Origin of the sequence: Collinsella sp. TF05-9AC, assembly GCF_003438495.1 — a bacterium.
Classification (GTDB): Bacteria; Actinomycetota; Coriobacteriia; order Coriobacteriales; family Coriobacteriaceae; genus Collinsella.
This window is the reverse complement of record NZ_QSSH01000019.1, coordinates 22,000-45,971: the sequence shown is the minus strand read 5'-3', so window position 1 is coordinate 45,971 and position 23,972 is coordinate 22,000. Positions and strand designations below refer to the sequence as shown.

20 protein-coding genes are annotated in these 23,972 nt (G+C 60.4%); 7 read left to right on the top strand and 13 right to left on the bottom strand.

The features are described 5' to 3' along the window. Positions 1-229 precede the first annotated feature (229 nt). The 4 genes from DXC52_RS06590 to DXC52_RS06575 all read right to left on the bottom strand — a co-directional run bounded on the left by DXC52_RS06590 (position 230) and on the right by DXC52_RS06575 (position 5,512). Positions 230-574, bottom strand: coding sequence for a hypothetical protein (locus tag DXC52_RS06590; protein WP_117746627.1), 345 nt, complete (start codon positions 572-574; stop codon positions 230-232). Position 575: 1 nt separating this feature from the next. Next, positions 576-2,390 (bottom strand): ABC transporter ATP-binding protein, encoded by a 1,815-nt coding sequence (locus DXC52_RS06585; protein WP_117746626.1) that lies wholly within the window; start codon positions 2,388-2,390, stop codon positions 576-578. A 153-nt stretch (positions 2,391-2,543) separates the two neighbouring features. Beyond that, entirely contained in the window at positions 2,544-3,284 is a 741-nt protein-coding gene (locus DXC52_RS06580) for an ATP-binding cassette domain-containing protein (RefSeq protein ID WP_158554606.1), read from the bottom strand. Between the two features lie 5 nt (positions 3,285-3,289). Continuing rightward, positions 3,290-5,512: a hypothetical protein gene (locus DXC52_RS06575; RefSeq protein WP_117746624.1), complete on the bottom strand. Its 2,223-nt coding sequence runs from the start codon at positions 5,510-5,512 to the stop codon at positions 3,290-3,292. Positions 5,513-6,064: 552 nt separating this feature from the next. Between DXC52_RS06575 and DXC52_RS06565 the strand changes: the two genes are divergently transcribed. The 6 genes from DXC52_RS06565 to DXC52_RS06540 all read left to right on the top strand — a co-directional run bounded on the left by DXC52_RS06565 (position 6,065) and on the right by DXC52_RS06540 (position 10,673). Next, positions 6,065-6,577, top strand: coding sequence for a DUF2975 domain-containing protein (locus DXC52_RS06565; RefSeq protein ID WP_006235293.1), 513 nt, complete (start codon positions 6,065-6,067; stop codon positions 6,575-6,577). 9 nt (positions 6,578-6,586) lie between these two features. Further along, positions 6,587-6,838, top strand: coding sequence for a helix-turn-helix transcriptional regulator (locus DXC52_RS06560; RefSeq protein ID WP_006235292.1), 252 nt, complete (start codon positions 6,587-6,589; stop codon positions 6,836-6,838). An 18-nt stretch (positions 6,839-6,856) separates the two neighbouring features. Beyond that, positions 6,857-7,564: a site-specific integrase gene (locus DXC52_RS06555; RefSeq protein WP_255360342.1), complete on the top strand. Its 708-nt coding sequence runs from the start codon at positions 6,857-6,859 to the stop codon at positions 7,562-7,564. A 396-nt stretch (positions 7,565-7,960) separates the two neighbouring features. After that, complete coding sequence (locus DXC52_RS06550) at positions 7,961-8,248, top strand: ACT domain-containing protein (protein ID WP_006235289.1); 288 nt, start codon at positions 7,961-7,963, stop codon at positions 8,246-8,248. Between the two features lie 77 nt (positions 8,249-8,325). After that, positions 8,326-9,744: a citrate synthase gene (locus tag DXC52_RS06545; protein ID WP_117746623.1), complete on the top strand. Its 1,419-nt coding sequence runs from the start codon at positions 8,326-8,328 to the stop codon at positions 9,742-9,744. Between the two features lie 86 nt (positions 9,745-9,830). Then, positions 9,831-10,673, top strand: coding sequence for a Cof-type HAD-IIB family hydrolase (locus DXC52_RS06540; RefSeq protein WP_117746622.1), 843 nt, complete (start codon positions 9,831-9,833; stop codon positions 10,671-10,673). Positions 10,674-10,791: 118 nt separating this feature from the next. On the opposite strand, the gene DXC52_RS06535 is transcribed toward DXC52_RS06540, so the two are convergent. The 4 genes from DXC52_RS06535 to DXC52_RS06520 form a co-directional block, all read right to left on the bottom strand. After that, complete coding sequence (locus tag DXC52_RS06535) at positions 10,792-11,586, bottom strand: Cof-type HAD-IIB family hydrolase (RefSeq protein WP_055287476.1); 795 nt, start codon at positions 11,584-11,586, stop codon at positions 10,792-10,794. Positions 11,587-11,792: 206 nt separating this feature from the next. Next, a complete protein-coding gene (locus DXC52_RS06530) occupies positions 11,793-13,613 on the bottom strand; it encodes an adenine deaminase (RefSeq protein WP_055287474.1) in 1,821 nt (606 codons plus the stop codon). Between the two features lie 385 nt (positions 13,614-13,998). Beyond that, a complete protein-coding gene (gene tyrS / locus DXC52_RS06525) occupies positions 13,999-15,210 on the bottom strand; it encodes a tyrosine--tRNA ligase (protein WP_117746621.1) in 1,212 nt (403 codons plus the stop codon). Between the two features lie 96 nt (positions 15,211-15,306). Beyond that, positions 15,307-17,265, bottom strand: coding sequence for a U32 family peptidase (locus tag DXC52_RS06520; protein WP_158554605.1), 1,959 nt, complete (start codon positions 17,263-17,265; stop codon positions 15,307-15,309). 162 nt (positions 17,266-17,427) lie between these two features. Between DXC52_RS06520 and DXC52_RS06515 the strand changes: the two genes are divergently transcribed. Further along, on the top strand, positions 17,428-19,626 hold the full coding sequence (locus DXC52_RS06515) for a transglycosylase domain-containing protein (protein WP_117746619.1): 2,199 nt from the start codon (positions 17,428-17,430) through the stop codon (positions 19,624-19,626). A 189-nt stretch (positions 19,627-19,815) separates the two neighbouring features. Here DXC52_RS06515 and DXC52_RS06510 read toward each other — a convergent pair whose 3' ends face one another. The 5 genes from DXC52_RS06510 to DXC52_RS06490 form a co-directional block, all read right to left on the bottom strand. Further along, the gene (locus tag DXC52_RS06510; RefSeq protein ID WP_117746618.1) at positions 19,816-20,253 is read right to left on the bottom strand and encodes an arginine repressor; all 438 of its coding nucleotides are present in this window, start codon (positions 20,251-20,253) and stop codon (positions 19,816-19,818) included. 132 nt (positions 20,254-20,385) lie between these two features. Next, positions 20,386-21,384: a glycosyltransferase gene (locus DXC52_RS06505; RefSeq protein ID WP_138375096.1), complete on the bottom strand. Its 999-nt coding sequence runs from the start codon at positions 21,382-21,384 to the stop codon at positions 20,386-20,388. 203 nt (positions 21,385-21,587) lie between these two features. Beyond that, positions 21,588-22,412, bottom strand: a complete 825-nt coding sequence (gene truA / locus DXC52_RS06500) for a tRNA pseudouridine(38-40) synthase TruA (protein WP_055287449.1) — start codon at positions 22,410-22,412, stop codon at positions 21,588-21,590. 92 nt (positions 22,413-22,504) lie between these two features. Then, positions 22,505-22,972: a 50S ribosomal protein L17 gene (gene rplQ / locus DXC52_RS06495; protein ID WP_055287451.1), complete on the bottom strand. Its 468-nt coding sequence runs from the start codon at positions 22,970-22,972 to the stop codon at positions 22,505-22,507. Between the two features lie 30 nt (positions 22,973-23,002). Then, a complete protein-coding gene (locus DXC52_RS06490; protein WP_006235276.1) occupies positions 23,003-23,944 on the bottom strand; it encodes a DNA-directed RNA polymerase subunit alpha in 942 nt (313 codons plus the stop codon). Between the last annotated feature and the right edge of the window lie 28 nt (positions 23,945-23,972).

Below are 23,972 nucleotides of genomic sequence, written 5' to 3'. Positions count from 1 at the left end.
CACGAATCTGACCCATCGAAACACATCTCCACCGTTCCTTCAACTGGGAAAATGCCGTCCCCGGGGCCTGAGAAGGGCCCCGGGGACGTTCGACTGACTGCGGGAACGGCCTTTCCGCTCAATGTGTTCGGCTGAGATCGGAAATCAACCAAACTGAACTAGGTTCAGTTGACATGGTTAAAAACGGGGGCGACGCTTTTGCGTCACCCCTCGTCCCGGCCGGGTTGCTTTAGTTGTACACACGGTAGTTACACTTGAACTGGGTTATGTGTCCATAGTTGGGGCCGTACCAACCCGATGTATAGCTGATTACTTTTGCGCCTAGATATTCGTATCTCTTGTTGTAGCGAAGCTCACGGTAGGTCGTGTCGTACTCTGCTACGTAAAACGCGTCTCCAGAGAAGGCTTTGTACCGGTCTTTAACCGTCGAAGCCATGTACGCGGGTTCGACATCGCCTTTCTCCCCGTTGAGCGCATAGACGGGTGCCGCGATTCCGCATAAAGCCGTTGCCACGAGGATGGCGTAGACAGCCATGCGCGACGCATTGGACTTCAGCTGTTCAAATAGTTTCATGTCATTCACCTCCCTCGTATGTATCGAGGTATTCCTGCTTGAGCGTCTGCGAGGACGACTTGATCTTTTCCACGAGCGTGCCGGCCTCGATGAAGTAGAACGAGTTGGTGAGGTCTGCCAGGTCGTCGAGCAGATGGCTTGAAATGAGCACGCTTCGTCCCCGCGCCACCTCGCTGCGCATCGCGTCGCAGGAGGTTTTCCGCTTTCCCGGATCGAGGCCGTTCAGCGGTTCATCGAGGATGAGGTACGGGCAACCGGTCGCTATCGCCATGGCAAGCTTTACCTGCTGCTTCATTCCTGTCGAGAGATTACGCATCGGCTTGTCGAGATATGGGGAGATTCCGAGGGAGTCGCAGAGCGAGTCGATGTCGGCGGCCGATTTCCACGCCTCCCCAACGAAAGAGAGGTGCTCGAGGGCCGATAGCGTTGGGTAGAGATCCGCGCCGCCCGAAGAGCTCAGGTAGACGAGTTCTGCAAATTCGGCTGATCGACGTTGGCAGATTCCGTCTGCCGCCAGGCTTCCCGAGCGGATGCGGGTGGGAAATTGGCCCGACAGCGCTTCAAGAAGGGTGGTTTTCCCCGAGCCGTTGGGAGCAATGAGGCCCGCCGCCGTTCCCGGGCTCAGGAAAAGCGACCCGATTGAAAGTACCGTCGTGCTCCCGTATCCCACGCTCACGTCCAGGAGCTCAAGCCCATGGTGCTTTTTAGCGGGTCCAGCCTGTTTGGGCGAACGCGTCACAACGGCGCCGACCGCGAAAAGGACCGCGACGTATACCAGGGCCACGGCAAGCATCGATGCGCCGCCCGAACCGGAGCCAATGAATTCCGTCGGGAAGCACCCTACGTAACCCGTTGCCTCGATAGGCGAGAACACGGCCAGCGGCAGGAGCCCGAGCGCGGCATTATGCCCCAGTGCCGAATCGGACAATAACGGGAATGCCGGGGCCGCGACAAGCAACGCGGAGGCAAGGGGGCCCGCGAGGACGCGCCTCGTTGCGGTCGATAGGACGGCGGAACAAACGGATATCAAGGTTCCACCCGCGAGCAGCGCGAGAAGTATGGTCGTGAAGACGTTTCCCGCGGTCGTGGTAGTGAGCGCGCCGTCATGGAAGAAGGCGATCGGGTACCCAATTTGCCCGAAGCCGTTTAGGGCCAAGGCGTAAATACTCCCGGGCGCAAGGCCGGCGAGGAGCATCGCGGTCCCCGCGCCAATTATCGAAAACACGGTTTGGATAAGGCGCCGGAATTTGGGCACGGGCGCCTTTGCCGCCAGGGTCGCAGGCCTTGTGGCGCCGAGCACGAGTATCGACGAGAGAAGGAAGGGGATGAAGGGAAGGAAGGACGGCGCCTGGGCAATGGCGTAGGGCAGGAAGGAGAGGAACGGCAGGTCGTTTGCGGAGGCCGGGATATCCGTGATGCCGGAGCTGCTCAGGGCGCGGCAATATGCGAGCTCTGCGTCATTGGTCTCTCGGTCTCCCACGATGGACCCGGATTGGAAGCCTTCGCCCATGAGCGCGTAGTAGCTCTCGGCAGAATCGAGAAAGGCGGCGTCGGTTTGAGCGGCGAGGGCGGCGTTCGCGTATCTTGCAAGCTCAGCGTCATCTTGCTGCTCTGGCGATAGGTCTGTGCCGCTGGCCTGGGGCGCGCGCGTATTGAATGCGTCGACAAAGCCCTGCATGCCCTGCTTCATAAAGAAGGGGCCGTAGATGGGTGAATTGAACGCAATGGGGACGGAAAAGGCTGCGGCGAGAACGAGCGTGCAAATCCATACGGCCCTGTCTCTTAGGATTAGTTTGAGAAGAAGTCGACAGTACATTTAGAAGCACCTACGTTCCTCAAAGAATTGTTAGATTAAAAGTAACAGACCGGATGAAGATGCGTGCGACGGGGGCGAGGCGAATGGCTGAGCGGTATCGATATGCGGGTTCAACGGTATCACATTGGCCACATAGATTTTTAACTTGCATTTCTACCCGCCCTTTTCGTAGAGTCGCCGATACGTGCTTAGCGCACCCTCGGCGCGTCCGGCAGGCTTTGCGAAATGGGATCCAGGAGACTTCGGCGCAGCATCATCTTGCGGAATGCTTCTAATGAGCCTCCCATCCTTCAAAAACAGAATCTCATCGCACAGCCTATCGACCGAATCCAAGATGTGGGATGACATGATGATGCACGTACCAGAATCGGCCAGCTTCCTGAGAATCTCGGAATGCAAGTCCACCCTGCTGGGGTCGAGCGCGTTCATGGGCTCATCTAATAGAAGGTACCGCGCGCCCGTCGCATACGCAATCGCCAGGGTAAGCTGCTGCTTCATGCCCTGGCTCAGAGTGCGGATCCTCATCTTCGCGAACTCGCCTATCTGCGTTTGTTCCACTATCTCTTCGATATCGCGAGCATGCGGCCACATATCGCAAACCATCTTGAGGTGATCTTCCGCACGCAATCCGGGATACAGCAGCGTCCCCTCACCAGGTGCATAGAAGATCATAGAACGGACCTCTCTCGCACCCGTACCCTGCACCTCATCCAGAACGATGCTCCCGTCCACGCGAGGACCCGGCAAACCTGCCATCGCACGCAGCAACGTCGTCTTTCCATGCCCGTTCGGAGCGACGAGACCGTAGACCGTACCCGGGGCAAACTCAGCGTCCACCGAATCTACGAGCACCTTCTTTCCATAAGAGATCGTCAGCGTTTGAAGGCCAATCATCGAGATCATCCCCTTTCGATCTTTGGAACACTCAGGCGCACCATCAACGGAGATACGGCGCCCAAAACCACCAGCAGAGCGCCCGATGCGCCGACGACCTCTCCAAAAGGCATCGCGTTCGTCCCTCGCCCAAGGAACCCAATCGTCCCCACCTGGGAAGCGGGATCAAACGAGGCGAATGGAGCCAGCAGCGCGACGCCCATGCCCGCGCTTTCAACATGAGCGCTCAACGAACCCAACACCAGGAGAACCGCGCAAACCACTCCGGTGACAACGGGGTTGCGGCTAATCGCTGCTGTCAACGCAGCGACGACGGAAATCACGCCGTATGCCATGACCAGCAACGGAATACTGCACAACACCGCCTCCCCCACCATGGACGTTGTCGAAGCTCCCGCCCGAATGAGAGCGACGGGATACTCCGATCCACCCGCACCGTTCTTAATCAAGGACACAACCGCAGCGGGAACCATCGACACCAAAAGCAGCGCCAAGCCAAGCAGGAGAGACAGCGCAACAGCCGTCAGAAAACGCACATGCGCTGTTGCGGGGACTTGGAAAACCAGAAGGGAACGGCACCGCAGGTGGGTGCACGCAAGCGATGTGACAACCACGGGCAACAGCCAAAACAAGGAAGGAAGCGCTGCCTGGAGATAGGAAAGGAGGATTAATGGGGGCATCTTCGTACTTAACTCGTAAACCTTGGGGTCCGGCAAGCTCGCGATCGACTCGAGCAGAAGGGCGCGCGCCTCCGCACGAGAAGGAGTCTCCGGCTCGATTCCGATCGATTGCAGGAGGGTCGCATCTGCCGCGCCCAGCTCGCCTCGAGCGCGCTCGTACGTCGCAAGGCTTCGAAACCCCTCCGCAGGCGTGGGCGCGTACACGAAACCCGAAAGAGCATCTCGCATGCCTTCCAGGGCCGCTTTGCCCTCGACGTCCATATTCGCAGCGTCCTGCTCTAGATACCGATCTATTGAACGGAGCTCCCCATCCCTATACCGAACAGCGGAAACGTCACCAGCGTCAGGAAACACCTCGACCAGAGCCGGGGCCAGCATCGCCGTCGACATTGCAATCGCGCATACGGCGAGGGCAGGAGAATGCAGGAGCAGCTTCCCCATCGTTCTTACGTATGCAACGGCGGAGGCACAAGCGCTCGAACGGGCTGTCGTTCTCGATGCGGTGAAGGAACCTCTCTCAAGACAAATCGGGGACATCGGGCGCGCGCAGCCGCTCTTTCCAGCAACGCAAAGCAGGCTAATTGCCAGCACCTCGATCCCGATTGCGCATACGAGGGTAATCGCGCCACGCTCGAAGCAAAGTCCAGGCAGATTCACTATCTGCGTTGTCGGGTACGGGCTATAGGCGCCGACGGTCAACTCAGTGTTCGCATACGTAAGGGGATTCAACAGGGCGAACTCACGTAAAGCGATGGATCTTCCGTAATACCCGGGAACCATCGTCGCCCCCATCAGGGCACATACGAACACGTTTCCAAGCGTAGGGTTATTGGCAATCTTCACGGCAAGGTGAACGACGAGCGAGATGAACGCCGCCACCAAGAATTGCAAGATGGCCGTCTGTGCGAACACCAGCCAAGCCGGTTTGATAACCGGAGTCGCATATTGAACGTAGCCTATCGGATAGAACAGCGAGCCCGGGCCATTCTTCACAAGTGCGGCGATTATCCCTGGAAGATTGACGGCGAAGACGGCAAGCATCGCAAAAACACTCGCCCATACGCTCGATGCAACAAGCCTGCCCAGCTCACCCATCGGTGCCTGGATGATGAGTTTTTCACGTTTGTTAAGACGCGCGGCAAGGAACGAGACGGCAACGGCCGTTGCGGCCCATAGCAAGTACTCCTTCGATCCGTCATAATAGGAGTACGCTCCATCCGATACCTGCAGAAACGGAAGCAGAGTAGAGAGCGGCGCCAAGACAAGACGCCCCGCGGCAAGAGGGTACAGAAGCGCGGGCATGCTTGATGAAGAGGTATAGACACCCTCCTCCCCCGCATTCACAAGCGCATCCGCATAGGATGCTGACAATTCCTGCTCAACACGGGTTATTCCCGACTCGAGGTATTCGACCCGTCCGTCGATGCCAGCCGCGCTCCTGAAGACGGGCAAAGCACAAAGAACCATCAGCGCAACAACGGCAACACAGAGCGACCTGGAGGAGATGAGCGACCTAAAGATTGCCTTCGAGATTTTGAGCATATTCATCGCCAACCTTAACCTCATCCAGTCGGAACAGAGGGGCCGAACAAAATGCTCGGCCCTTCCTCGCATCTAGTAGGTGCTATAGACAAATTGCCATTTATCAGTTGTGCCAAGAACACCACAGGAGCACATTGCAGCGAGGCGAGATTCCCTATGATGCGCGGATCGGCGATAGCCATTTCGGTAGGAGATCGTCTTGTAAGAGATGTTGAACATCGAGATGCTGTGCCCGCTTACGCCGCGAGGACAGCTGTAGCTCCAGTAGGTATCGACGACGTCGTCCGTATACCCGAGGGGCTCAACGAGGGCACACTGGCTGCTCTCCTGGGAAGGAGGCATCGGGGTATCCGCAAAAGCGGGGGCTCCCGGCAGCAACAGACAAAGAGCGAGGCCGAGGAAAACCAAGAGCTTACACGACTTAACAGTACTGAACATAATCCTCTCCAATCTAGAGGGGTTTCGGTTGCAGCATGCTGTGATTACTTGCCGGCAAAGTCAATTTAACATAAACTGTTAAAAAGTAACCTGAGTTTTTTAAATTCTTCGGAGGTTATTATGAGTTCCGACAATCGCACTCCCCGGCTTCATTCCTTCCGCATCGCATGTGCGATAGCCTCTGCGACCCTTTGCGCCACCGCCATCGCACAAGTGGCGTTCTCCTTAAAGCCAGCAATCGAAGTGCTCGACAACCCTGTAATTGCAGACTCCCCCGCGTATCCAGCCCTTGCGATCTCGACATTGGTCCCTGCCGTCATCGGTATCGCTACGACCATCCTCAGCGCCGTTCTCGTGTGGACGATCAAGAGCGGAGACCCCTTCAAGAAAGGGTCTGCGACATGCTTGAAGGTGCTCGGCATTCTCTTCGTTGTTCAAGCTGCCACCAGCCTCTACGCCGGCTCACTCAAAACCTCCGTTTCGATGTTTGGCGGCGAGGGGGCCGTCGGCGCCCAAGAGATCGCTTCATCATTCGATTGGACCTCTCTGGTTCTCGGCATCGTCCTGTTCATGCTTTCCCAGCTCTTCTTGTACGCCCGAGAGCTGTACCTCGACTCCGACGAGATTGCGTAAGGAAACGCCATGCCCGTAATTGTTCGCCTCGACAAGATCATGGCCGAGCGAAAGATTTCCTCGAACGAACTTGCCGAAAGGATTGGAACCACGCCCGTGAACCTGTCCCGTATTAAAAAAGGGCATATTCGCGGCATTCGCTTCAACACACTCGAGCAGCTATGCCTCGCCCTTCGTTGCCAACCCGGAGACCTTCTCGAAGTCATGAGCGAAGAGGATGCCCGAAAGGAGTTCGGACTCGATTGGTCCGCCGAGGATTAGAGGGCGGTCGTACTCGCCCTGCACACGGGGATGCGAATCGGCGAGGTCTGCGGCCTTCGGTGGTGCGATGTGGATTTCGAGACGGGCCTGATCTCGATCAGGCACTCGGTGGCGTACGCGAAGGGAATGGGTTCGTTCATCAAGGACACCAAGACCCATGACGCCAGGGGTATCCCCATCGACCCGGTCGGCCTACTCCCCTTCCTGAAGGAGACCCACGAGATCGACTGCGGAAAGCTGCGCTTGCGCGGCCTTACCGGGGCGGTCGAGATCGGGGACTGCTACATCCTGTCGGAGCCGGGCGCGACCTTCGCGACGACAAGCTATATCCGCAGGGCGTTCAAGACGTTCTCGGAGACCAACGGCCTCATGGGCACCAACGACGAGCTGATCACGTTCCACGGCCTTCGCCACACGTTCGCAACGCAGTGGATCCGCCAAGGCGGCGATATCAAGGCGCTCCAATCGATCCTCGGCCACAAGGACGCCATGGCGACGCTCAACGTCTACGCCGACATCGAGCCCATCTCCAAAATCCATAACATGCTGCGCGCCACGCCGTGCCTTTGGCGCGGGCACCTCGGGCCGAGGGTCGATCCGGGTCCCATGTTCCAACAGAGGATCCAGGAGTCCATCGAGACGCTCCAGGCGTTCGGCTACGGCATCACCGAGCCGGACGACCGAAATATCGCCATACGCGACGTGAAGACGAACAGTTGGCTCTAGCTCACCGAGTACGCGGCAGTGCTGGGCCCATCCCAACTGAGGTCACGGTGGTCCGATAGGGGCGCCGCCCGCGGCATGCGCCGCGGAGCGGTATCCCCTACCGAAGGGCGGGGATGCCCTCCGCTTCCAGTTCGGAATCAGCCGTCGGAGGCGTTCGGCTGACTGCGGGAACGGCCTGTCCGCTCAATGTGTTCGGCTGAGATCGGAAATCAACCCAACACGAGCCGGACACGCGCCAGACGGCTCTTCCCCGTACGGCCTTCCCCCTTACGCTCATGTTGCAGGCATGTAACGCCGCAGCGAGCGCGCCTTTTTTGCGCCAGACAGGTACAATGATGAACACTGTACCGTAGCGGAGCGCCCCGCGCGCGCCGCAATCACGCGAAAGGGTTTCCCATGGCCGAGATCTCGTCCTCCCGCATCGTCATCACCGTCCTTGGCAAGAACCGCCCCGGCATCGTCGCCGGCGTCACCCGCGTTCTGGGCGAGGCCAACGTCGACATCCGCGACATCACGCAGTCCATTATCGAGGACATCTTCACCATGACCATGCTGGCCGACACCGCCGAGTCCAAGCTCGACTTCGCCGAGCTGCAGAAGGCCCTGGCCGAGGCCGGCGAGCTTTCGGGCGTCAACGTGTCCATCCAGCGCGAGGACGTCTTTAACTTTATGTACCGCCTGTAGCGAACAAGCCGCTCGGGGCAGCTTGACGTCATATCGTCCAAGCGCGCGGCCCCAAAGCGGACCGGAGAGGAGCGCGCATGGCCTACGACGCCAAGAAAATCTATTACCGCTTCGATGACCACTTGAGCCGACTGGTTCTGGATTACGAAGCAAGCCGCCAGATTTCGCCTGAGAGCGAAAGCCTCTACCACGGCCTGCCGACCGACCCTTATGACGAGGGCTTGTTCGAAGAGCACAATGTCAAGCGCGGCCTGCGCAATGCCGACGGCTCGGGCGTGGTCGCGGGCCTCACTCGTATCTCGGATGTGCACGGCTACAACAAGGTCGACGGAAAGGTCGTGCCCGATCAGGGCAAGCTCACGCTTCGCGGCTACAGCATCGAGGATCTGGTCAACAATGCCCAGGCCGAGAATCGCTACGGCTACGAAGAAGTCGCCTATCTGCTTATCACGGGTTCGCTGCCCAACAAGGAAGAGCTCGACGGCTTCTGCGAGCGCCTAGGTGCCTTTAGACATCTGAGCGACGAGTACGTCAAAGAGTTTCCCATGACCACGGTGTCGTCGAGCATCATGAATGTGCTTCAGCGCGCCGTGCTGCTGCTCTACGCCTTCGATGCCGAACCAGACGTGATCACGCCCGAGCACGAAATCGACGTCGCCATTTCCATGCTCGCACGTCTCCCGCGCATCGCCGCCTTCGCACACATGGCCTCGGTCGCCAAGCTTCGCGGCTCCGAGGTTCACGTGCCGCACCCCACGCCCGGCCTCTCCACCGCCGAGACCATCCTACAGGTCCTGCGCGGCGGCATGGCGTTCACCCGCGATGAGGCGATGCTGCTCGACGTTATGCTCATGCTGCATGCCGAGCACGGCGGCGGCAACAACTCCACCTTCGCTTGCCGCGTGCTGTCGTCTTCGGCCACCGACCCGTATTCCGCCTACGCCGCGGCTATCGGCTCGCTCAAGGGCCCGCGCCACGGCGGCGCCAATGCCAAGGTCGTGTCTATGCACGAGGACATCCGCGCGCATGTCTCCAACTGGGAGGACGAGGACGAGGTCGCGGCCTACCTGGGCAAGATCCTCGACAAGCAGGCCTTCGACGGCACGGGCCTCATCTACGGCATGGGCCACGCCGTCTATACGCTCAGCGACCCGCGCGCCGAGGTCTGCCGCCGTTACGCGCGCTCACTGGCAGCCAAGAAGGACTTGGGCGAAGAGTTCGCACTCATCGAGCGTATCGAGCGCCTGGCACCCCAGGTCATGCGCGACCACGGCATGACCAAGCCCATCTGCGCCAACATCGACCTGTACACGGGCTTTATCTACAAGATGCTCGGCGTGCCCGAGACGCTCTTTACGCCGCTATTCGCCGTCGCCCGCATGGCCGGCTGGTCGGCGCACCGCATGGAAGAGCTCTTCTGCGCGCACCGTATCATCCGCCCCGCCTATCGTCCGGTGATCGAGCCGCTGGAGTACAAGCCGCTCGCCGACCGCTAGGACGCGGACCGTTATAGAACTCGAGCGTGGCCAGGGACCCAAGCCCTCGGCCACGCTTTTTATGCCAGTAGAAAGGGCTGCATCAAATGATTGTGTTTTCCGATATGGATGGAACGCTGCTGACGAGCGATAAGCAGATGAGCGACGCCACTTGGGCAATGCTCGACGAGCTTGCGCGCCGCGGTATTGAGTTTGTGCCCTGCACGGGGCGCCCGCTGTCGGGCATCTTTGAGCCTATCCTCGCCCATCCTGCCGTGCACTACGCGGTCTGCGCCAATGGTGCCAGCGTCTGGCAGCTCGACGAAGATGCGCCTACCGATGCCTCACGCGCCAAACGTATCTTGAGCCGACCGCTCGACCGTGGCATCGCCCATCGCATCCATCGCATCGCCGTCGGCCACGATGTGACCTTCGATATCTTCGCCGACGGCCAGTGCTTCCTCCCCCGCTCGCTCTATGAGCGCCTAGACGAGTTCTGCGGCGGCGACCCCCACATCGCGGCTTCGCTCAAGCGCACACGAACACCGATCGACATGGATATCGACAGTAAGATCGACGAGGTCGAGACACTCGAACGCATCGCCATGTACTGGCACGACCCGGCCGATCGCGACGCCATCGCGGCGGAGCTCGACACGCTCGGAGGCATTGAGGTCACGCGTTCGTACGCCATGAATATCGAGGTCATGGGCGAGGGCGCCACCAAGGGAACGGCCCTCACATGGCTATGCGAGCACCTGGGCGAGCGTCTCGCCGACGCCTGGGGCTTCGGCGACAACATCAACGACATTCCCATGCTGCAGGCAGCAGGCCACGGCATAGCCATGATCAACGGCGAGCCCGAAGACCGCGACGCCGCCGACGCCATCACCGAGTTCGACAACGACCACGACGGCGTCGCCCGCACCATCATGGCCGCCCTCGCCTAGTCATCGGCTAGTCATTGGGGACGTTCTTGAATGACTAGTCGTTGGGGACACTCTTCGTGAAAAGCTGCAAGGACTGTCCCCCACTGCCGGCAGAACGGGAACGTCCCCAGCTGCCGGATTAAGCGAGGCCCTCTAGCACGCGGCGGAGCTCCTGCTGAACGGCGTGGTCGCGGTTACGACCCACCACGCGATCGGCAACCGCCCTGAGCGCAGGGCGCGCGTTTTCCATCGCGCAGCCCGTGCCGACAAAGCGAATGATCTCGTAGTCGTTCATCGAGTCGCCAAACGCCATGACCTCGTCGCGCCCAATGCCGTAATGCTCCGCGAGCTGTGCAATACCCGAGGCCTTCGACACACCGGGCTGCATGGCATCAATCCACGCGTTGCCCGAAGGCGCAAAGGTAAAGAGCTGACCGAGTTCGCGCTGTAGCACGTACGCACTGTCCATAACCGCACTGTCGTCGCAAAAGATACTCGCTTTGATGATATTTACGCTGGGATCGGGCAGCTCCCAAATGCGCTCGGCATTGGGAAGGTCCTTATCGACCTCACGCACGAACTTGCACTCGTCATCGAGCAGGAAGGACTTGGTTCGGTCAAAGAGCGCAAGATGCAGATTGGGAAACGTCCTGACGGCTTGGGCGAGCCTTCGAATCGCCAGGTGGGAATACACCTCACGGTCTACCATCTTACCGTCGGCGTAGACTTGGGCGCCGTTAGCGGCGACAAAGTCCATCTTGTCGCGAACGGGCGCAAAGAACTCGCACAGGCGATCGTAGCGACGACCTGACGATGCGGCGAAATGCACGCCATGCTCGTGTAGCGCCAGAATCAGTTCATAGGTCTCGGGAGGCACCTGGCCGTTTTCGTCAAGCAGTGTGCCGTCCATATCGGATGCAATCAGTTTAAACATAGAAAAGCTCCCTTCGGGCTTGTTGGAATCAGACGCGTATCCGATTCCAACGTACCCAAAGGGAGCTCAAATAAGACTCCGCGGGCGTAAACGTTACAAGGACCTGGCAAATAGCTCACACATGCCAGAGGTCCTACGGTCGCGGCGTCAGGCAGCCCGCCAAAGAGTGTCCCCGATGACTAGTCGTTTAAGAACGTCCCCGATGACTAGTCGGCGTAGGTGAAGGTTGTGACGTCGAACATGCCCTCGGGGCGGATGCGGAGCGTCGGGATGACCGGCAGGGGCAGGAAGATGATGCCCATGATGGGGTCGAGCGGCGGCTCAATACCCATGGCGCGCGCCTTGACCATAAAGTCGTCGTGCTGCGCGGCAACATCCTCGGCCGTGCCCTCGCTCATAAGGCCACCGAGCGCCAGCGGAATGCGCGCCACGACCTCGCCGTTGCGCACCAGCACGTGGCCGCCCTGGCCCACGGCCTCAACGGCAGCCATCATATCCGCCGCATTGTCGCCCACCACGCACACGTTGTGCGAGTCGTGGCCGATCGTGGAGGCAATGGCACCGCCCGTGATGGTGAAGCCGCGCACCCAGCCGCGACCGATATGCTTGCCGACGAGCCCCATGCCGGCGGGACCGTCGCCGTCGACGCCCTCGGCCTGCAGCGACACGCCGCGGCCATGGCGCTCGATAAGCATAATGCGACGCAAGTCCTCGTCAGTCTCGGGACGAACCATGCCCGTGATAGCCATGCCAGGGATCACATCAATAACCGCCTCGCCCGGCTTAAAGGCATAATCGAACACGTCAAGCGAAAGCTTCGGCAGCTTAACGGAAGCACGCAGCTCATCGGCAAGCGCTGCGACCTCAGCGGTCTCGGGCGCAACCTCGCCCACAAAGGCGCCGTCCTGTGCCACGAGCGCACCGGCGGCATACACGCGATGCGGGGCCGTGGCAAAGGTCAGGTCATCGAGCACCAGCAGGTCGGCGCGCTTGCCCGGAGCGATCGCGCCGCGGAGCTCATGCGGGTCACGACAGCCGTGGTCCAGGCCAAAGGCCTCGGCCGTGGAAAGAGACGCCATGGAGATGGCGACCACCGGGTCGATGCCGGCCTCGATGGCCACGCGGCAGGCGTTGTCGATCATGCCGGTCGAAAGCGCGTCGGAGGGAGCGCGGTCGTCGGTCGCAAAGCAGCAACGGCGAGCACGGGCGGGGTTTTCCAGCAGCATAGGCGACAGGTTGGCAAGGTCATGGCTGCAGGTGCCCTCGCGCAGCATGACATACATGCCGCGGGATAGCTTGTCGAGCGCTTCCTCGGGAATCGTCGACTCGTGGTCGGCGATAATACCCGCTGCGGCATAGGCGTTGAGATCCTTGCCGGCAACAAGCGGAGCATGGCCGTCGACCTGTTTGGACGGCGTCTGATTGGCAGCGTCAATGCGAGCGCAGGTCTCGGGATCGGCCATAAAGACGCCCGGCAGGTTCATCATCTCGCCCAGACCAAAGACATCGCCCGGATGCTCGGCAAAAAACGCCTGCATATCGGCAGCCGAAATAACGGCACCGGCCTGCTCGTCGGGCAGCGCGGGCACGCACGAAGGCATCATGTACTTGATGGAGATGGGTGCGCGGCGGCCGTCCTCGATCATAAAGCGCAAGCCGTCGAGACCGGCAACATTGGCAATCTCGTGGCTGTCGGCAATGGCGGTGGTAGTACCGCGCGTCGCGGCCATGCGAGCATACTCGGCGGGACGGATGTTCGAAGACTCGATATGCAGATGCCCGTCAATAAAACCGGGAGCGAGATAGCGACCCTGGCAGTCGATAACCTCGGCAGCCTCGTAGGTGCCAGCGACATCGTCGCGACCATCGTAGAGCACGCCGACGATCACACCGTCCTTGACGGCAACGCTGCCGGGCGCCACACGCTGGCCATACACGTCGACGATCTGCGCATTGGTAAACAGCGTGTCGACGGGCACGCGGCCCTCGGCGGCCTCGATCACAGACCTCATGACCTCAACGGACATACATACTCCTTTAACCGTAGAAAAAAGCTGCGGAGCGGACAGACCTTCACCGCAGCAAGCCAATAGCCATTGTATGCCCAAACGATGGGTCAACAATACGCCTCTCCGCTTAACGGCACACGCCGCTTGGCGCAATGGGGGCAGGTTACTTTGCACCAATGACAAGGAGTGTCCCAAAGTGCCGGCACAAAAGGAACGTCCCCAAGTGCCAACCACGGAAGCGCCGATGTTTTGGCATCGCCAGCGAGCGGGTCGCATTTGAGACAAGGTGACGTGAAACGAAAGGGCGCTGACCTTCTGGTCGCGCCCTTGAAGTTGAACGTCAGATTGTCCAAATGCGGCCCGCGCAGCGTCGGCCGGTCCGCCGTTCGGTAGAACGGCGGAACTAAATCAACTTGAAGCCCTTGCGCTTACCCACAGAAAGGGTGTCGCCCAGCTTGAGGGCGCTGGGATCGATGTTGTAGCTCTTGGGAGCCACGGCCTTGCCGTTGATCTTGACGCCACCGCCGTCGATATCGCGACGAGCCTGGCCGGCGCTCGCCGAAAGGCCCAAGTCCTTGAGCAGGCCGGCGAGGTAGATCTGGCCCTCGTCGTTGACGGTCAGCTCGACATGCTTCTCGGGGAAGTCGGCAAGCTGGCCCTCCTTGAACACGCGGTCGAACTCGGCCTGAGCCTCGTCTCCGGCGCCGGCGCCGTGGTAGGTGTCGCACAGGTCGCGGCCCAGAGCGCGCTTGAGCTCGTAGGGGTCGGCAGAACCATCGGCCAGGGCGGCGTCGATCTTGTCGACCTCGGCCGGGGTGAGCGAGCTGGCCAGACGATAGTACTTGCCGATCATCTCGTCGGGGATGGACATGGTCTTGCCGAACATATCCTTGGGAGCGTCGGTCAGGCCGATGTAGTTGCCATAGGACTTGGACATCTTGCGCACGCCATCGGTGCCCTCGAGCAGCGGCATGGTGAGCGCGACCTGCGGCTCCATGCCCATCTTCTCCATGAGCTCACGGCCAGCGAGCAGGTTGAAGAGCTGATCGGTGCCGCCCATCTCGACGTCGGCCTTGATCTGCACGGAGTCGAAAGCCTGCATCACGGGATACAGGAACTCATGCAGGGCGATCGGCGTCTGAGACTGGTAGCGCTTGGTAAAGTCGTCGCGCTCGAGGATGCGGGCGACGGTGAACTTGGAGCACACCTGCAGCAGACCGGCCAGATCCATCGAAAGGATCCAGTCACCGTTGTGCACGATGGTGGTCTTCTCGGGATCCAGGATCTTCATGGCCTGGCTCACGTAGGTCTCGGCATTGGCCTCGATCTGCTCCTGCGAAAGCTGCGGACGGGTGGAATTCTTGCCCGAAGGGTCGCCAATCAACGCGGTACCGTTGCCGATGATGAGGGTGACGTTGTGGCCCAGGTCCTGGAACTGACGCATCTTGCGCAGCGGCACGGCGTGGCCCAGGTGCAGGTCGGGGCTGGTGGGGTCGACGCCGAGCTTGATGTTGAGGGGCTCGCCCTTCTCAAGCTTCTTGCGAAGGTCGGCCTCGGGAACGATCTGCGCGGCGCCCGAGGTGATGATACGCATTTGCTCGTCAACAGACAGCATTGGGTATCCTCCTTTTGCTATAGCACCCTCGCCGAAAACGGCGGTGCTGGAAGTCCATAAACTCTCTTATGATAACAAACTGACGCGACGCAGCACCTACGACAGGAAAATCCTCGTCCTGCCGCATGCGTCAATGGCAACTGGCAGACGTGTACCGTCACGCTCGACCAGATAGCGTACCTGCCGACGACGCAAGCAGTCGCGGCAACGAACCTGTCCCGTCGCATCGGTGGCGCAGACGCCCTCGGCGGTCAGCAGGCAGTGCTCGCACACCATAAGCTCGGGACGGTCGGCGTCGACCGGACCCAAGACGCCGGGTTCAGCGGCCAGTTCGGCAATACGCTCCGCATCATTGCCGAGCAACTCCGCCGGCAAGCACACCCGCCCCGCACCGAGTCCGCGCAGCCAGGTAAGCGTGGCCCGATTCGCGCAGAACACCGGCGCCGCCACGTCAAACGTCACGCCCAGCTCGCGAGCGATCACCACCTGTCCCAGGTTGCGGCAGACGACGCGCCCGGCACGCTGTATCAGTGAGCGGGTCCAGTCAGCGTCACCCGTGCGGCACACCTCGTCAAGCACCACAACGGCGTCGGACAAATCAAGTTCTCCGCGCGGGTCGGCATCCATCAGCTGCCAAGCAAAAACCATGCGAGTGGGAACCGCGCACTCCACCAACTCCGTGGACGCACTGCCATCCACCGCAACGTCCTCAAAGGGCAGCACCTCAACGGCACGCGCAACGGGCGCAATCGCATCCGCCTCGGCCCGCATGCGCTCCAACACCGCCGCCGTCTGATCCAACACGCCGGCGCTGCGAATCAGGTACACCTCGCAGCCCGTGTCAACCTTACGCTTGCAATGCACGACGACGCGCTCCCCCGCTGCGGCATCCACCGGACAGGGCACCTGCGGCCAGCGCTTGGGCACATCGGGACGCGCGTCGGCACCCGGATAAAACCGGATCTCGAGCGTGTCACCCGCCGCCACGGCGGCGTCGAGCTCAACGGTCACCTCTTCGTGGCCCACAGCGACCAAGCGCCCCACGCGCACGCCCTGGTTAATCGCACGCTCAAAGCTCATCAGCTCGGCACCCGAACGCCCTCGCAGGTACGCATCGGTAAACCCACGGTTAAACGACCTTCCCAGCTCGCGCTCAAGCTCTTCCACGGCACCGGGGTCCCACGCGCCGTCGTACAGCATATCGAGTGCCCGGCGCCACACCCGCACCACGTTGAATACGTAATCGGGGTTCTTCATGCGCCCCTCGATCTTGAGCGACGCCACGCCGGCATCTACAAGCTCGGGCAGATGTGCAATACCCAGATAGTCGCGCGGGCACAGCAGGCGATCTCCCTCGACGGCGACAACGCTCTGCCCCGCCTCGTCCACCAGGTCGTACGCCAGACGGCACGGCTGCGTGCAGTCGCCGCGCATCGCCGAGCGCCCACGCCGCAGGGCCGAGAACTCGCACGCCCCCGAATAGCCGATGCAAATCGCACCGTGGCAGAATACCTCGATGGGCACGCCCGTGGCACATAGCGCCGCAATCTCGTCGACCGTCAGCTCGCGTGCCGTCGTCACGCGCTCGACCCCCAGCTCATCGGCGGCAAGTCGCACGGCGCCTTCGCTATGAACGCCCGCCTGCGTGGACAGGTGAATCTCGACCCCGGGAATCGCCGCGCGCAGCGCGCAGGCCAGCCCGGCATCGGCGACAATCAGAGCATCGGCGCCCAGCTCCAGTGCATGAGCTCCCAACGCCACCGCGTCGGACAACTCATCGTCAAACACGAACACGTTGAGCGTCACGTACACACGCACGCCATGGGCATGCGCCACGGCGCAGCCGCGCGCAAACTCGTCGTCGGTAAAACCGTGCGCACTCACACGGGCGTTAAAGCCGCCCAACCCCGCATAGATGGCATCGGCGCCCGCGGCGATGGCCGCAAACATCTGGTCGAGCCCGCCCGCCGGCGCCAGCAGCTCGGGCAGCGCCGCACCGGCAGCATCCAATCCAGTCTTGTGTTGTCCGCTCGGCCCCATCGCCCGAATCGCCATCGGCAAACTCCTTACCAAGGTATGCATTCACTCTGAAAAATGCCGTCTTCCAGCATACACGAGGCCTCGCGCGCCCCGTTTGGTTTATCGTGTAATAACTTATGTCCATCCTGCCCCGACGGCACATCCGCCGTCCGGCACGACATACCTGGAGGTCAATATATGGGTCCTCGCCAACGACAGGGACGCAGCCGTTCAAAGACGCATGCCCTGCCCATAATCCTGCTCTCGTTTTTGGGCTTTTTGCTGATTGCGGGCGTGGCATTTGGCATCGGCATGGTCGGCAACGTCAACCGCTGGCTGTCCGATCTGCCCGACTACACCGACGCCAACGCGTATCTGGTGAGCGAGCCCACCGAGATCGTCGACTGCAACGGCAACAAGATCGCGAGCTTCTACACGCAAAACCGCAAGTCCATCACCAAGGACAAGGTCTCTCCCTACGTGCTACAGGGCACCGTTGACGTCGAGGACGAGCGCTTCTACGAGCACGGCGGTATCGACCTGTGGGGTATCGCGCGTGCTGCGGTGGCAACCCTCGGCGGCGGGCACGAAGGCGCCTCGACTATCACCCAGCAGCTGGTGCGCAACACCATCCTGCAGGAGGAGCAGTTCGACTCGACCATCGAGCGTAAGGTGCGCGAGGCCTACATCGCCGTAAAGATGGAGGACATGTACTCCAAAGACGAGATCCTCATGATGTACCTCAACACCATCTATTACGGTCACGGCGCCTACGGTATTGAGGCCGCCGCCGAGACCTACCTGTCCAAGAGCGCCGCAGACCTCACCCTGAGCGAGGCCGCGCTGTTGATCGGCCTTCCCAACTCGCCCTCGCAGTACGACCCCACGGTCAACCCCGACCTGGCGCTGTCCCGTCGCAACAAGGTCCTCGACAACATGCTGCGCCTGGGCCACATTACGCAGGAGGAGCACGATGCCGCACAGGCCGAGCCCATCACCCTCAACGTGACCGAAATCTCGGGCAGCGGCGTTGACGTATACTCGCAGCCCTACTTTGTCGCCTATGTTAAGCAGCTGCTGGAGCAGGAGTTCTCGACCGACGTGCTCTTTAAGGGCGGCCTGACCGTCAAGACCACCATCGACCCCACGATGCAGCAGGTGGCAGAGAATGCCGTTCGCGAGCAGCTCGACACGCTCTCGCTCGACGGCCTGGACATGGGCATGGTCGTCGTCGACCCCAAGACCGGCTACATCAAGTGCATGGTGGGCGGCTACGATTACAACGCCGACGAGAACCACGTAAACCATGCCACAGCCAAGCGTCCCGTCGGCTCCACCTTTAAGGCCTTTACGCTGGCAACTGCCATCCAAAACGGCATGAACCCCAACGTCACCCTCAACTGCAACTCGCCGCTCAAGGCCAAGGGCACCACGACCGAGGTCCAAAACTACGCCAACCATAGCTATGGCAACATCACGCTTAAGCAGGCGACGGCATACTCCTCCAACACCGGCTACATCCAGGTGGCGGAAGCCGTCGGCAACAGCAAGATCATCTCGCTCGTCAAAAAGCTCGGCATCGATCCCGCCAAGGACAACATCGAGGACGTTCCCGTCATGACCCTCGGCACCGGCTCGATCTCGCCGCTCGAGATGGCCGCCGCCTACGCGACGTTTGCCAACGGCGGCTACTATCGCCAGCCGATCGCCATCACCGAGATTGACTCTCGTACCGGTTCGGTGCTGTACCAGCACACCGACAATCCCTCACAGGTACTTACCGAGGGCGAGGCCGCCGCGGTCACCGATGTTCTGTCCGGCGTCATGAAGGGCGGCGGTACGGGTGCTGCCGGCGCCCTGAGCGTCAACCAGCCCTATGCCGGCAAGACGGGCACCACCGACAACACCACCAACCTGTGGTTCTGCGGCTATACCCCGCAGCTGGCGTGCGCCCTGTGGACCGGCTATTCCGCGGGCGAGATTCCCATCCAAAAATACGGCACAGACCTGCTGGGCGACAGCACCAACCTGCCTGTCTTTAAGCGGTTTATGAACACCGTTCTGACCGGTACCGAGCGCGAGGAGTTTGCGACCGGAACGGCGCCCACCTACAAGAACAACAGCGTCTGGAAGTTCTACGGCACCAACAACACCAAGAAGACGGAGAACGACGACAAGGACGAGAACGAGGACGAAGAGGAAACCACCACAACGACTACCACGACGACCACGACCACCGAGACCACGGGCGGCGACACCACCGGCGGCACCGGTACGACCGGTGGCTCGACGGGCGGCTCCACTGGTGGTTCGACCGGCGGCGATGGCGGCACGCCTACGCCTACGCCTACACCCACTCCCGACCCCTCGCCCACGCCTGACGATACGGTTGGCTAGAAATTCATCCGGCCATTAGCAACAAGGCCCCCGAGCAGCCTATTAAAGTGCTCGGGGGCCTTTTAGTTTAAAGCGACCTGGTGGACGGCCTTTATACCGGCAAACAATATAGGGGGTACCGACCAACGTCGATACCCCCTTACAAGCCACCATGTCACGCACACAGTGCCGAGCGCACGACCCGCACGCCTACTTGCGAGAATTGCTCAGCTTATTGATCAGCGCCTCGAGACGCTCGCCGTCCTCGGCCGTCTGGGCAATAACCAAAATCGTATCGTTGCCGGCAAGCGAGCCAAGCACATCGGGCAACTCTGCCGCATCAACGGCGGCGGCGATGCCGGAAGCCGTACCAGGCTGAGCCTTGATCATAACCAGATTATCGGTGCGCAGAACGCCCGTTACGAGCTCGGAAACCATACGCTGCAGGTGCAGGTCCTCTGCCAGAACATAGATACCCTCGGGGAGCTTACGCAGCCCCATATCGGCAATATCGCGAGAGACAGTCGCCTGCGTGCAATCAAAGCCCATAGCGCGGAGCTCATCGACCAGCACGCGCTGCGTGCGGACGTCCTTATTGCGCACAATATCTCTAATGGCATCCTGGCGCCCATCGCGTTTTTTAGCCATACAAACCCTCTCTCCAAAAGATGGCGGAGACAATCAATCAGTGACTGAATAGTTTAACGCTATTTGAAGGCTTTTGTGTATAAGAACGCATTTCGAAACAATTCTATGCAAATTTGTTTCGAAATGAGCCGTTTAGGCGGTTTTTGCGCCCGTCCGGTTAAGAAAAGCTGCCAGATGCGTACACATCACGCAGCGCGCGGGCTTGGCGCTGGCGATCGGCCCAAACAACAAACCGAGTCCCCGATGGTTATCCTTGAGCGCGGCGACCATCTGACGGGTTCGAGGCGCCTCGAGCATATCACGCATGCGGGCGGAACGCTCGATTGACGACACTCCATGCGGGCTAAGACACAAATTCTCGATGCAGGCGACCAGTCCGGCAAAGTAGAACTTTTGGCTTGCCAGCTTGAGCCGACCACCGCTATCTGCTTCCGAGAGTGAGTCCGCAAGCTCGTCGAGCGCTCGAGTGTCATCGGATATCCTGGCATACATGGTGGGATCAAAGGCATCTGTAAGCTTAGGTGCCACCGCGTGGAAACAAGCGTCGCCGCAGCCGGACACGAATCGTGCCTGCGAGAGCGCATAAGCCATAAACTCAACCGTACGGTACGCCTTGCCGCGCGACAGGCATGCCTCAAACAGCGGACGGCTATACATCACGCCAGAGGTCTGAGCGACTAGGCCGCCCAAAATCAACTGGGGCAGCCCAGTCACCATAGAAGACTCGTCTTCTATGGCAATAGAGGCAGCATCCAAGACGCGCGAATGGCGTTCTCGATGTGCATCATAGCGGTCGAGCGACACCGTGGGGAACACTATGTCTGCCGCAGTATCGCACGCGATATCGACCATCTTGGAAAGGGACTGCGGAGCAAACCACTCATCGGCGTTCATAGCGATGATTTGAGAGCCGCGCGAGACAGCAAAACCGGCACGAAGGCAAGCGCCGCGCTTCGCGTCCTCGACGTCAATCAAATCAATATGGATGTCCCTGTCGGCAGCAACTTGAAGCGAATGGCGCACACCGGGCGCAGCATCGCGGCAAACAACGACAATCTGCAAATCGTAGAGGTCTTGGTTCTGGATACTCTCGAGCGCACGCATCGCATAGCTGGGCGAACCTTCTACCACAAGGATCACCGAAAGTCGCGGATGCGAGCCACGTCGAACCAAGTTATCCGTCCTCTCGACAGCAATGAATCAAACCGTGGTTCATGGTACACCCCGGCAATAAAAGCAATGAGACACCGGTTGTATTGCACGCCAAGAACAGATGTTGCACACGCGCAGCCCACAGATAATGGGTGTCGACGCACGACGCGTCGAGCCCTCCCCTAGTCGAGCACGACGAGCTCGGCGGGATCGTAATCCACGCCCATAAACGTAAGGCCGCAGGCAGGAGCCGTGGGGCCCGCAGCGGTACGGTCGCAAGCATCGATGACCTCGCGCATCCACTCGGGTTCACGGCGATGCATGCCAATCGCGACAAGCGTGCCAACGATCGTACGGACCATCGAATGCAGAAACGCATTGCCCTCGATGGTAAACGTCAGGATGTCCTCGCCAAACGCAACCTCATGGCCAAACTCGGCGCGCATTACGCAGCGGTGCGTAGGTTTGCCCACGGCAGAAGCAACCTTGCAAAAGCTTTTAAAGTCCTGCTCGCCCAGCAGCGCGGGGCAGGCAGCAGACATAGCCTCAACATCCAAGGGATAGCGATGCCACCACACCGCACCGCGGGACAGCACGGGGCGCGCATCTCGATCGGCAATACGGTACGTATACGTACGGGAACGCGCGTCAAAACGTGCAGAAAAGCCTTTACGGGCCTTGTAGACCTCGTTGATGGCGATATCTTTGGGCAGCAGGGCATCCATAGCCCGCAGCCACCTACGGCGCGTTAGGGCGAGCTCAGCGTCCGTTACGGGCACGCTGATGTACTGAGCCACGGCATGCACGCCGGCATCGGTGCGACCCGCGCACGTCAGATCGATCGGACGGCGAAGCAGCGTCTCGATGGCTCGACGCAGCTCACCCGCAACCGTCGTCTGTCCCGGCTGCTCGGCAAAGCCGCTATAGGACGAGCCATCGTATGCCACGCGGAAAACGAGCGTGGCATCGAGCTCTGGAATCGAATTGAAATCAGACGGCGCGGTCATGGGCGCTCCCAACAAACAGGCAATGGCATTTCGACAAAAAAAGAGGGGTACGCGAACGTACCCCTCGAATATAGCCTATGCAGACGGATTGTCTACTCAGCGGTCTCCTCAGCAGGAGCCTCCTCGGCAGCCTCGACCTTCTTGGGAGCAGCGGCCTTCTTGGGGGCCGGAGCAGCCTTCTTGGCCTTAGGCGTGCAAGGCTCGGTGACGAGCTCCATGATAACGATGGGAGCGTTGTCGCCCTTGCGGTTACCGAGCTTCATGATGCGGGTATAACCGCCGTTGCGATCCTGCCACATACCCTGGGCAGCCTTGTCGAAGATCTCGGCAACGAGCTGCTTATCGCCGAGCTTGGCGATAGCCAGACGACGAGAGTGCAGGTCGCCCTTCTTGGCCCAAGTGATGATCGGATCGACGACCGAACGCAGCGCCTTAGCGCGGGTCTCGGTGGTCTTGATGCGGTCGTTCTCGAAGAGGGCCTTAGCAAGGCTCTTCTTCATGGCCTTGGTGTGGCTCGCATCGGTGCCGAGCTTCAGGCCCTTCTTAACGTTGTGACGCATGGTCTAGTTTCTCCTCAAATATGCGAAGCATTAAGCCTTCAGGCTCAGGCCCATGGACTCAAGCTTGTCCTTCACTTCCTCGATCGACTTAACACCGAAGTTACGGATGTTGAGCAGATCGTTCTCCGAGAACTCAACGAGCTGACGGACCGAGTGAATGCTGGCGCGCTTAAGGCAGTTGTAGGAACGGACGGAAAGGTCCAGATCCTCGATCTGCTTGTCCAGCTCGGCGTTGTCGTTGGTGACCTCGGGAGCGAAGATCGAAGCCTCCTCCTCGACCTCGGGGGTCTCGGCAAGGTTCATAAAGGCGGCCATATGCTGGTTGATGATATTGGCAGCCTGGACAACGGCGTCGCGCGGGGCGATGGAGCCGTTGGTCTCGATCTCGAGGACAAGGCGGTCGTAGTCGGTGTGCTGACCGACACGGCAAGCCTCAACGAGCTTGGCGCAACGGGAAACCGGCGAGTACAGCGAGTCGACGTGGATCACACCGATGGGATCGTTGTCGCGCTTGTTGGCCTCGCCAGAAACATAGCCGCGGCCATAGCCGATGCGCATGCTCATGGTGAGATGGCCACCCTCGGTGAGCGTAGCAATGTGCTGCTCGGGGTTGACCAGCTCAAACTCGGACGGAATAAAGAAGTCCGCACCGGTGACCTCGCAGGGGCCGTCAACCGAGATGGTGGCGGTCGCCTCGTCGGTCGTGCCGAGAGCCCTGAAGACAAGACCCTTGACATTCAGGACGATGTCGGTGACATCCTCGACCATGTTAGGGATGGTCATGAACTCGTGCTGCGCACCATCGATCTGAATAGCCTCGACGGCGGCACCCTCGAGCGAGGACAGAAGAACGCGACGAAGGGAGTTACCCAGCGTATCGCCGTAACCACGCTCGAGCGGCTCGACGGAGACACGAGCAGACGTCTCGTTGATCTCTTCGACCTGAACCTGAGGCCTAATGAATTCTGACATGTATTACCTCCAGCCTCAGCAGCCCGGA

Coding starts and splice junctions, on each gene's coding strand:
- DXC52_RS06590 (WP_117746627.1), bottom strand. CDS start 574: ATGAAACTATTTGAACAGCTGAAGTCCAATGCGTCGCGCATGGCTGTC.
- DXC52_RS06585 (WP_117746626.1), bottom strand. CDS start 2,390: ATGTACTGTCGACTTCTTCTCAAACTAATCCTAAGAGACAGGGCCGTA.
- DXC52_RS06580 (WP_158554606.1), bottom strand. CDS start 3,284: ATGATTGGCCTTCAAACGCTGACGATCTCTTATGGAAAGAAGGTGCTC.
- DXC52_RS06575 (WP_117746624.1), bottom strand. CDS start 5,512: ATGAATATGCTCAAAATCTCGAAGGCAATCTTTAGGTCGCTCATCTCC.
- DXC52_RS06565 (WP_006235293.1), top strand. CDS start 6,065: ATGAGTTCCGACAATCGCACTCCCCGGCTTCATTCCTTCCGCATCGCA.
- DXC52_RS06560 (WP_006235292.1), top strand. CDS start 6,587: ATGCCCGTAATTGTTCGCCTCGACAAGATCATGGCCGAGCGAAAGATT.
- DXC52_RS06550 (WP_006235289.1), top strand. CDS start 7,961: ATGGCCGAGATCTCGTCCTCCCGCATCGTCATCACCGTCCTTGGCAAG.
- DXC52_RS06545 (WP_117746623.1), top strand. CDS start 8,326: ATGGCCTACGACGCCAAGAAAATCTATTACCGCTTCGATGACCACTTG.
- DXC52_RS06540 (WP_117746622.1), top strand. CDS start 9,831: ATGATTGTGTTTTCCGATATGGATGGAACGCTGCTGACGAGCGATAAG.
- DXC52_RS06535 (WP_055287476.1), bottom strand. CDS start 11,586: ATGTTTAAACTGATTGCATCCGATATGGACGGCACACTGCTTGACGAA.
- DXC52_RS06530 (WP_055287474.1), bottom strand. CDS start 13,613: ATGTCCGTTGAGGTCATGAGGTCTGTGATCGAGGCCGCCGAGGGCCGC.
- tyrS (WP_117746621.1), bottom strand. CDS start 15,210: ATGCTGTCTGTTGACGAGCAAATGCGTATCATCACCTCGGGCGCCGCG.
- DXC52_RS06520 (WP_158554605.1), bottom strand. CDS start 17,265: ATGGCGATTCGGGCGATGGGGCCGAGCGGACAACACAAGACTGGATTG.
- DXC52_RS06515 (WP_117746619.1), top strand. CDS start 17,428: ATGGGTCCTCGCCAACGACAGGGACGCAGCCGTTCAAAGACGCATGCC.
- DXC52_RS06510 (WP_117746618.1), bottom strand. CDS start 20,253: ATGGCTAAAAAACGCGATGGGCGCCAGGATGCCATTAGAGATATTGTG.
- truA (WP_055287449.1), bottom strand. CDS start 22,412: ATGACCGCGCCGTCTGATTTCAATTCGATTCCAGAGCTCGATGCCACG.
- rplQ (WP_055287451.1), bottom strand. CDS start 22,972: ATGCGTCACAACGTTAAGAAGGGCCTGAAGCTCGGCACCGATGCGAGC.
- DXC52_RS06490 (WP_006235276.1), bottom strand. CDS start 23,944: ATGTCAGAATTCATTAGGCCTCAGGTTCAGGTCGAAGAGATCAACGAG.